Source organism: Streptomyces sp. YS-3 (assembly GCF_045257485.1).
Lineage (GTDB): Bacteria > Actinomycetota > Actinomycetes > Streptomycetales > Streptomycetaceae > Streptomyces.
In genome coordinates this window covers 1-8,296 of record NZ_JBJHPC010000328.1, presented here as the reverse complement: position 1 = coordinate 8,296, position 8,296 = coordinate 1, and the positions used below count along the sequence as shown (strand labels likewise).

Annotated in this window: 5 protein-coding genes; 3 read left to right on the top strand and 2 right to left on the bottom strand. The window is 72.7% G+C overall.

Annotated features, from left to right (window positions below; genetic code table 11):
• The first annotated feature begins 9 nt into the window (after window positions 1-9).
• Both ACJA3G_RS23770 and phsA read left to right on the top strand, forming a co-directional pair.
• Window positions 10-426, top strand: a complete 417-nt coding sequence (locus ACJA3G_RS23770; protein WP_406555063.1) for a YchJ family protein — start codon at window positions 10-12, stop codon at window positions 424-426.
• 66 nt (window positions 427-492) lie between these two features.
• Window positions 493-2,328 (top strand): O-aminophenol oxidase PhsA, encoded by a 1,836-nt coding sequence (gene phsA, locus ACJA3G_RS23765; RefSeq protein ID WP_406555062.1) that lies wholly within the window; start codon window positions 493-495, stop codon window positions 2,326-2,328.
• A 54-nt stretch (window positions 2,329-2,382) separates the two neighbouring features.
• On the opposite strand, the gene ACJA3G_RS23760 is transcribed toward phsA, so the two are convergent.
• Complete coding sequence (locus ACJA3G_RS23760) at window positions 2,383-4,461, bottom strand: MDR family MFS transporter (RefSeq protein WP_406555061.1); 2,079 nt, start codon at window positions 4,459-4,461, stop codon at window positions 2,383-2,385.
• 262 nt (window positions 4,462-4,723) lie between these two features.
• On the opposite strand from ACJA3G_RS23760, the gene ACJA3G_RS23755 reads away from it, so the two are divergent.
• Window positions 4,724-6,628 (top strand): AMP-dependent synthetase/ligase, encoded by a 1,905-nt coding sequence (locus tag ACJA3G_RS23755; RefSeq protein ID WP_406555060.1) that lies wholly within the window; start codon window positions 4,724-4,726, stop codon window positions 6,626-6,628.
• Here ACJA3G_RS23755 and ACJA3G_RS23750 read toward each other — a convergent pair.
• Window positions 6,564-7,847, bottom strand: coding sequence for a helix-turn-helix domain-containing protein (locus ACJA3G_RS23750; RefSeq protein ID WP_406555059.1), 1,284 nt, complete (start codon window positions 7,845-7,847; stop codon window positions 6,564-6,566). The two genes, ACJA3G_RS23755 and ACJA3G_RS23750, sit on opposite strands and share 65 nt — an antisense overlap.
• Window positions 7,848-8,296: the final 449 nt, after the last annotated feature.

Genomic DNA, 8,296 nt, shown 5'->3' with positions numbered 1-8,296 from the left:
GATAGGGACATGGCCCGTCGCACCTCCCGCCCCGCCCGCCCCAAGACGCCCCAGGCGTGCCCCTGCGGGCTCCCCGCGCCGTACGCCGAGTGCTGCGGGCGCTACCACGCCGGGCAGGCGGCCCCCACCGCCGAGGCCCTGATGCGCTCCCGCTTCAGCGCCTTCGCGGTCCACGACGAGCCGTATCTGCTGCGCACCTGGCACCCCGACCACCGGCCCGCCACCGTGGACTTCGACCCGGGGATGCGCTGGACCCGGCTGGAGATCCTGGACACCGAGGACGGCACCGCCTTCCACACCACCGGCGAGGTCACCTTCCGGGCCCATTACACCGAGGGCGGCGGCGAGGGCTCACTGCACGAGCGGAGCCGATTCGTCCGTTACGAGGGTGCCTGGGTGTATCTGGACGCGGTGTTCACGAGCTGAACCGGATCGCGGCTTTCGGCGTCTTCTCCCTCGAACGGCCGCGATGGCCGGGATCAGGGGGAGAACATGTCCGACATCGCCGGGGACGAACTCGTCCCGTACACCGATCGCTTACCGGTACCGAAGGTGCTGCGCCCCGCCGGGGGCGAGGTGCGCCGGGAGACCGAGATCGCCGTGCGCCCCGCCTGGGTGCGCCTGCACAGCCAGCTGCCGCCCACCCTGATGTGGGGATACGACGGCACCGTGCCCGGCCCCACCATCGAGGTGCGGCGCGGGGAGCGCGTACGGATCGCCTGGACCAACCGGGTGCCGCGCGGCAGCGAGTACCCGGTCACCGCCGTCGAGGTGCCGCTGCGCCCGCAGGGCACCCCGCCCGCCACCACCGAACCCGGCCGCGGGGGCACCGAGCCCAGCGCGGACGTGGCGGCGCTGCCCGCCTGGACCGTCACCCATCTGCACGGAGCCCAGACCGGCGGCGGCAACGACGGCTGGGCCGACAACGCGGTGGGCGAGGGCGACGCCCAGCTCGCCGAGTACCCCAACGACCACCAGGCCGTGCAGTGGTGGTACCACGACCACGCCATGAACATCACCCGGTTCAACGTCTACGCCGGGCTCGTCGGCACGTATCTGGTGCGCGACGACGAGGAGGACGCGCTGCGGCTGCCGCGCGGCAAGCGGGAGATCCCGCTGATCCTCATCGACCGCAACCTCGACACCGACGAGGACGGACGGCTCGACGGGCGGCTGCTGCACAAGACGATCGTCGTCGACCCGAAGAACGCCGAGACGGGACGGCCGGTCTCGGCCCCCTTCACCGGCCCGTTCACCACGGTCAACGGCGTCATCTGGCCCCACCTCGACACCGACGCCGCCTGGTACCGCTTCCGGCTCGTCAACGCCTCCAACGCCCGCATCTACGACCTGGTGCTCCTCGACGAGGACGACAACCCGGTGCCCGGGGTGCTCCACCAGATCGGCAGCGACGGCGGACTGCTGCCCGCGCCGGTTCCGGTCGGCTTCGACGCGGCGCTGCCCGCGCTGACCGTGGCGCCGGCCGAGCGCATGGACCTGCTCGTCGACTTCCGGGAGCTGGCGGGCAGGCGGCTGCGCCTGGTCAACAAGGGAGCGGGCAAGCCCGCCGGGGTGCCGGACCCGGTGAACAACGTCCGCTATCCCCACGTCATGGAGTTCCGGGTCCGCGAGTGCCACGAGCGCGACGACTTCGCGCTGCCGCAGGTGCTCTCCGGCTCCTTCCGGCGGTACGAGCACGGGCAGCTGCACCACGGCCACCGCCTGGTCGTGCTCACCCCGCCCGGCACCGTGGGGGGCGGCGGACACCCGGAGATCTGGGAGATGGCGGAGGTCGCCGACGCCCCCGCCGAGGCGGCCGACGGCGTGATCCAGCTGCGGGGCGCCGACGGCACGGTCAAGACGTACCGGCGGATCTCCCGCACCTTCAACGACGGCCTCGGGTTCACCGTCGCCGAGGGCGCCTTCGAGCAGTGGAGCTTCCTCAACCTCGGCGGACCCGTCCACCCGATGCACATCCACCTGGCCGACTTCCAGCTGATGGGCCGCGACGCGTACACCGTGGACGGGTTCGACCCCAAGCTCGGCGGCACCCGGACGCCGGTGGCCTTCGACGCGAACCGGGTGATCCCGACGGCCCCCAACGAGCGCGGTTACAAGGACGTCTTCCGGGTCCCCGCGGGGCAGCTGGTGCGGGTGCTCGGCCGCTTCGACGGGGCGTACGGGCGGTTCATGTACCACTGCCATCTGCTGGAGCACGAGGACATGGGCATGATGCGGCCGTTCGTGGTGGCGCCCGCCGAGGCGCTCAAGTTCGACCACGCGGGCGGACACGGCGGCCACGACGGCCACGGGGGGCATACGGGCTGAGGCACGGGAGCTCCTCGTTCTCGGGGACGGGACCGGGGCTAGGGCGCGGCCGGGTCAGGACCTGGCCGCGCCCACCGGCTCGCGCTCGGCCGGGGGCAGGCCGCTCGCCAGGTCCTCGGCGAGCAGCCGCTTGGCGATGGTGTCGGCGGCGGCCCGCAGCTCGGCGCTGCGCGGGCGCCCCCGGTCCCGCTCCAGCTGCTCGTTGAGCCAGGTGGACCAGGCCGCGCTGATCGCGTCGACCTCGCGGCGGCCCGCGCCGGTGAGCGAGAAGTAGGCGCCCTCGCGGGTCAGGAACCCCTCGTCGACCATCCGCTCGAAGACCGGCACCAGCACCTCCGGCGGCAGGTGGCGGCGGCCCGCGATCAGGCCGAGGCGCGCGTGCCCGACCATCCTGGTGAACAGCTCCACCTGCATCACCGCCCAGGCGCCCGCGATGTCGAGCCGCGAGTCGGAGCGGGTCACGATATGGCGGGCGGTGTCGACGCCCGCACCGCGGACGATCCTGCCGACGGACAGCTCCAGGAGCTTCTGCGAGTCACCGGCCGACGGCTGCGCGAAGCCCTCGCCCATGTCGGTGGAGGAGGAGCGGGCGGTGTCGCGCAGCTCGACCTGCTTGAGGAAGAGCGCCACGAGGAAGCCCAGGGCGGCCACCGGCACGGTCCACAGGAACACGGTGTGCAGGGAGTCGGCGTACGCCTGGACGATCGGCTCGGCCGCCGCCGGGGGCAGCGACTTCAGGCCCTCGGGGGACTGCGCGGCCCGGGCGATCGCCGCCGGGTCCGCCCCGCCCGTCCGCGCGGCGGCGGCGATCCCGTCCGTCAGGTTGGTCTTGAGGGTGTTGGCGTAGATGGTGCCGAAGACCGCGGTGCCGAAGGAGCTGCCCAGCGTACGGAAGAAGGTCACCCCGGAGGTGGCGGTGCCGAGGTCGGCGTAGTCGACGGTGTTCTGCACGGCGATGGTGAGGACCTGCATGCACAGGCCGATGCCGATGCCGAGGACGAACATGTACAGCGATTCGAGCCAGGCGCCGCTGTCCGGGCCCATCAGCGAGAGGAGGTAGAGCCCCACGCCCATCACCAGGGCGCCCGCGATGGGGAAGATCCGGTACTGCCCGGTCCTGCTCACCACGGTGCCGCTGAACACCGAGGCGATCAGCAGCCCGACCACCATCGGCAGGGTGCGGACGCCCGAGACGGTCGCGGAGTCGCCGTCCACGTACTGGAGGTAGGTCGGCAGGAACGTCATCGCGCCCAGCATCGCGAAGCCCACGATGAAGCTGAGGACCGAGCAGACCGTGAAGACGGGGTTGCGGAACAGCCGCATCGGCAGCATCGGTTCGGCGGCCCGGGTCTCCGCCCAGCAGAACAGGGCCAGCGCGGCCACCCCGCCCGCGAAGAGGGCGAGGACGGTCGGTGAGGACCAGGCGTACTCGTTGCCGCCCCAGCTCGTCGCCAGGATCAGGGCGCTCGCCCCGGCCGCGACGAGCCCGATGCCCAAGTAGTCGACGACCGGCTTGGCGGCCGAGCGGATCGAGGGGATCGTGCGGGCGGCGGCGACGACCACCAGGACCGCGATGGGCACGTTCACATAGAACGCCCAGCGCCAGCTCAGATGGTCGGTGAAGAGTCCGCCCAGCAGCGGCCCGATGACGGTGGAGACGCCGAACACCGCGCCGATCGCGCCCTGGTACTTGCCGCGCTCGCGCAGCGGGATGACATCCGCGATCAGCGCCATCGAGGTGACCATCAGCCCGCCGGCGCCGATGCCCTGGAGCGCCCGCCAGGCGATCAGCAGCGACATGTTGGTGGCAAGGCCGCACAGGAACGAGCCGGTGATGAAGACGACCGCCGAGACCTGGAAGACCACCTTGCGGCCGAAGAGGTCGCCGAACTTGCCGACCAGCGCCGTCGCGACGGTCTCCGCGAGGAGGTAGGAGGTGACCACCCAGGACATGTGCGCGGCGCCGCCGAGGTCCGAGACGATCGTCGGCAGCGCGGTGCCCACGATCGTCTGGTCCAGCGCGGCCAGCAGCATCCCGAGCATGATCGTGCCGAACACGATGTTCCGCCGGCGGACGTCCAGCACGGGCGGCGCGGCGGCTGCCGGGGGCGCGGTGTCGCTGGCGGTGCTCACCCTGGCAGCCTCACACCGCCGCAGGTGGGGCGCATGCGGTGTGGGCCGTGCGGGTGAGCGCGGGAGGGCCCGGCCGGGAGGGGCGCGCCGGCCGTCCCGGGCGCCTCGACGGGCACCGCCGCCGTTCCGCCAGTCCGCCCCGGTGCATCCGGTGGGATTGATTTCTGGTTACGCGGCGGTAAGTTGGCGGGTCAGTCATCTCTCGTACCACCGGTAGGTGCTCCGTACCACTCCGCCCCGAGCCGAGCAGAGGAGTCGACGCATGGGCGTACGGAAGGATCTGAGGACGGCCGTCCGGCGCGGTGACCCCACCGGCGGGGCCCGGGTGGAGCTCGTGCGCGAGGGCGGTGAGGTGCGCGAGGTACGGGTCGCCCCGCTCGCCGCCCCCGGGGCGGGCAGCGTCGCCGACATCCCGTTCACCAACGCCGCCGAGGCGCCGGACGCGGTGGCGCTGCGCCGCAGACGCGGCGGACGCTGGCAGCCGGTCACCGCCGCCGCCTTCGCCCGGGAAGTCGCCGACACCGCCAAGGGGTTGATGGCCTCGGGCCTCGAACCCGGCGGGCGCGTCGCCCTGATGTCACGCACCCGGTACGAGTGGGCCGTCCTGGACTTCGCGATCTGGGCGGCGGGCGGTGTGAGCGTACCCGTCTACGCCACCTCCTCGGCCGAGCAGATCGACTGGATCCTCGCCGACTCGGGCGCCGGGACGCTGATCGCGGAGAGCGGCGCCGAGGTACGGACAGCCGGAGCGGCCACCGAGGGCCGCCGGGTCTTCGTCATCGACGACGGCGCCCTGGCCCAACTCGCCGTCCTGGGACGGGGCGTGAGCGACGAGGAGCTCGGCAAGCGGCGCGCCGCGCTGGGACCCGACACCCTCGCCACCCTCTGCTACACCTCCGGCACCACCGGGAAGCCGAAGGGCTGTGTGCTCACCCACGGCAACCTCTACGCCGAGGCCGCCAACACCGCCGAGCTCGCCCACCCCTTCTTCCGCGCGGACGGCGGCCGGCCCGCCTCCACCCTGCTCTTCCTGCCGCTCGCCCACATCCTCGCCCGCAGCCTCCAGATCGGCTGTCTGCTGGCCCGTATCGAGATAGGCCACTGGCCGAGCGTCAAACCCGACGAACTCCGGCCGCAGCTGAGGGAGTTCAGGCCTACGTTCATCGTCGGCGTGCCCTATCTCTTCGAGAAGATCCACGACACCGGCCGGGCCACCGCCGAGCGCATGGGGCGCGCCGCCTCCTTCGACCGCGCCCACCGGACCGCCGTCCGCTACGGCGAGGCGGCCCTCGACCGCCTCCGAGGCAGGGGACGAGGCCCCGGCCCCGCGCTCCGGCTCGCCCGGGGCCTCTACGACCTGCTGGTCTACCGGCGCGTCCGCAAGGAGCTCGGCGGCCGGCTGCGGCACGCCATCAGTGGCGGCTCGCCCCTCGACCGCGAGCTGAGTCTCTTCTTCTACTCCGCCGGCATCCTCGTCCACGAGGGTTACGGCCTCACCGAGACCTCCGCCGCCGCCGTCATCACCCCACCGCTCGGCCCGCGCCCCGGCACGGTCGGCCTGCCCGTGCCCGGCACCTCGGTACGGATCGCCGACGACGGGGAGGTCCTGGTCAAGGGGCCGATCGTCTTCGGCGGCTACTGGAACGACACGGCGGCCACCGAAGCCGCCCTGGACGGCGGCTGGTTCGCGACCGGTGACCTCGGCCGGTTCGACGACGACGGCTACCTCACCATCACCGGCCGCAAGAAGGACATCCTGGTCACCTCCGGCGGCAAGAACGTCTCGCCCAGTGTCCTGGAGGACCGGCTGCGCAGCCGCCCGCCGGTCGGCCAGTGCCTGGTGGTGGGCGACAACCGCTCGTACGTCGCCGCGCTGGTCACCCTCGACCCGCAGGCGCTGGAGCACTGGCTGGCGGTGCGCGGGCGGCCCGTGGACACCCCGGCCGGGGAACTCGTGGACGACGAGGAGCTCATCGCGGAGGTGCAGAACGCCGTGGACCACGCCAACGCGGCGGTCTCGCGCGCCGAGTCGATCCGCCGGTTCCGGCTGGTGGCGGGGGAGTTCACCGAGGAGAACGGGTTGCTGAGCCCGTCCCTCAAGGTCAGGCGGCGGGCGGTGGCCGCCGTGTACGCCCGCGAGATCGAGGAGCTGTACGGGCGGGAGTGACCGAGGAGTCCGGTAAGGGGCCGGCCCGCTCGCGCAGCCGCATCGCGCGCAGCACGATCTCGGTGGCGAAGCGCCGCTCCGGGTCGGCCAGCCGGGGTCCGAAGGCCGCGTCGAGGTTGCGCATGCGGTAGCGGACGGTCTGCGGGTGGATGTGCAGCACCTCGCCGATCTGGGCGGCGGTGCCCCGGGTGGCGAGCCAGGCCCGCAACGTCTCGGTCAGGCGTTCGCGGCGGGTCTCCGTGTGGCCCTGGAGGGGGGCCAGTTCCCGGGCGGCCAGCAGTTCCAGAAGCGCCGGGTCCGACATCAGCAGCAGGGTGACCAGATGGTCGGCGCTGTGCACGACCGGCGCCTCGGTGATCACCCCGGACAGTGCCAGACCCAGCGCCTGGCGGGCCCAGCGCAGCGAGTCGGCCGCCCCGGCCGTCCCCACCGTGGGACCCGCCGCCGCGCGCGCCCCGCCGAGCGCCCGGACCAGGGACGCGTGGCGCTCCGCGTGCAGCGCGCCCGGCACCAGCAGATACGGCTGCGGGTCCGCGAGGTCCATGAGCACATCGCCGTGCAGGGCGGTACGGGCGGGATGGGCGCCGGCGCTCAGCGCGACCGGGGTCAGCTCCTCCGGGAGCTGCCAGCCCGCCCGTTCGGCCAGCTCCACCAGGGTGGACCGGGGGGCGCCGCTGCCGGAGACGATCAGCCGCAGGATCTTCCGGCGCAGCTCGTCCCGGTCGTCCTCGGCCGACGATCTGGCCTGGAGGTAGCCCTCGCTCGCCAGCGCCTCCAACTGGTCCATATAGGCGAAGAGGGTGTCGGCGAAGGACAGCATGAAGACGGGGGAGAGGTTGTAGCGCTTGCCCAGCTTCTTGGTGTGGCGCAGCGCCACCCGGGCGCCGACCCGGAAGGTGCCGCGCAGGGTGTCCAGACTGCCGCCCTGGGACGCGGCGAACCGGCCGAACGTACGGATCATCTCGTCCCGCAGCGGCGAGGGCACCGAGGGCCGCACCACCTGGTCCACGAAGATGGTCAGGCTCTGCTCGATCGCCGAGTGCACGAACCGCCCGTGCGGACCCGCGAAGACCTCCGCGAACTCCGGGTACGCGCGGACGACCTCGGCCTTGATCTCGTCGAGCAGTGGCGGGAGTTCGGGCCACATGATGGAGGCGAGCTCCCGGGGGATCGGACCCAGCTGCTCCGAGGAGGCCGATGCGTGGAGGGCGTTCGGCATGCGCTGTCCCTTTCACTGGCCGGGACGTACGGCTCGACGTTCGGCTCGGGTGGGCGACGCACCGTGGGCCTTCTGCGGGGCCGACGTCAACTCACAACATCTGCAACATAGACCAGCCCGCTCCCGAGGGCACCCGTGGGGACGGAGGAAATGTGTGTCCCGTGACGGGTTCTCGTCGCGGCCGGACACAAAGATGCTCGCCCCGGCGCGGAAGGGGCAATGCCATTGCCCGAACACGGCTGAAAACGTTGACCCGTGGACGAATTTCGGGGTGCGGCCGGACGAGGCGCGATAACGTGCGTGCGCGTGGCGGACCAAAGACCGGGCGGCCGGATTCGGCCGTCGGGTATTGCACGCCGCGATTCCGCGCGCGTAGCGTCCTCGGTGCCCCGGGGCGGACGGCTCTCGCCGCCCCTCACGGCGGGCCGCCGCCCGCCCCCCGGCGGCGC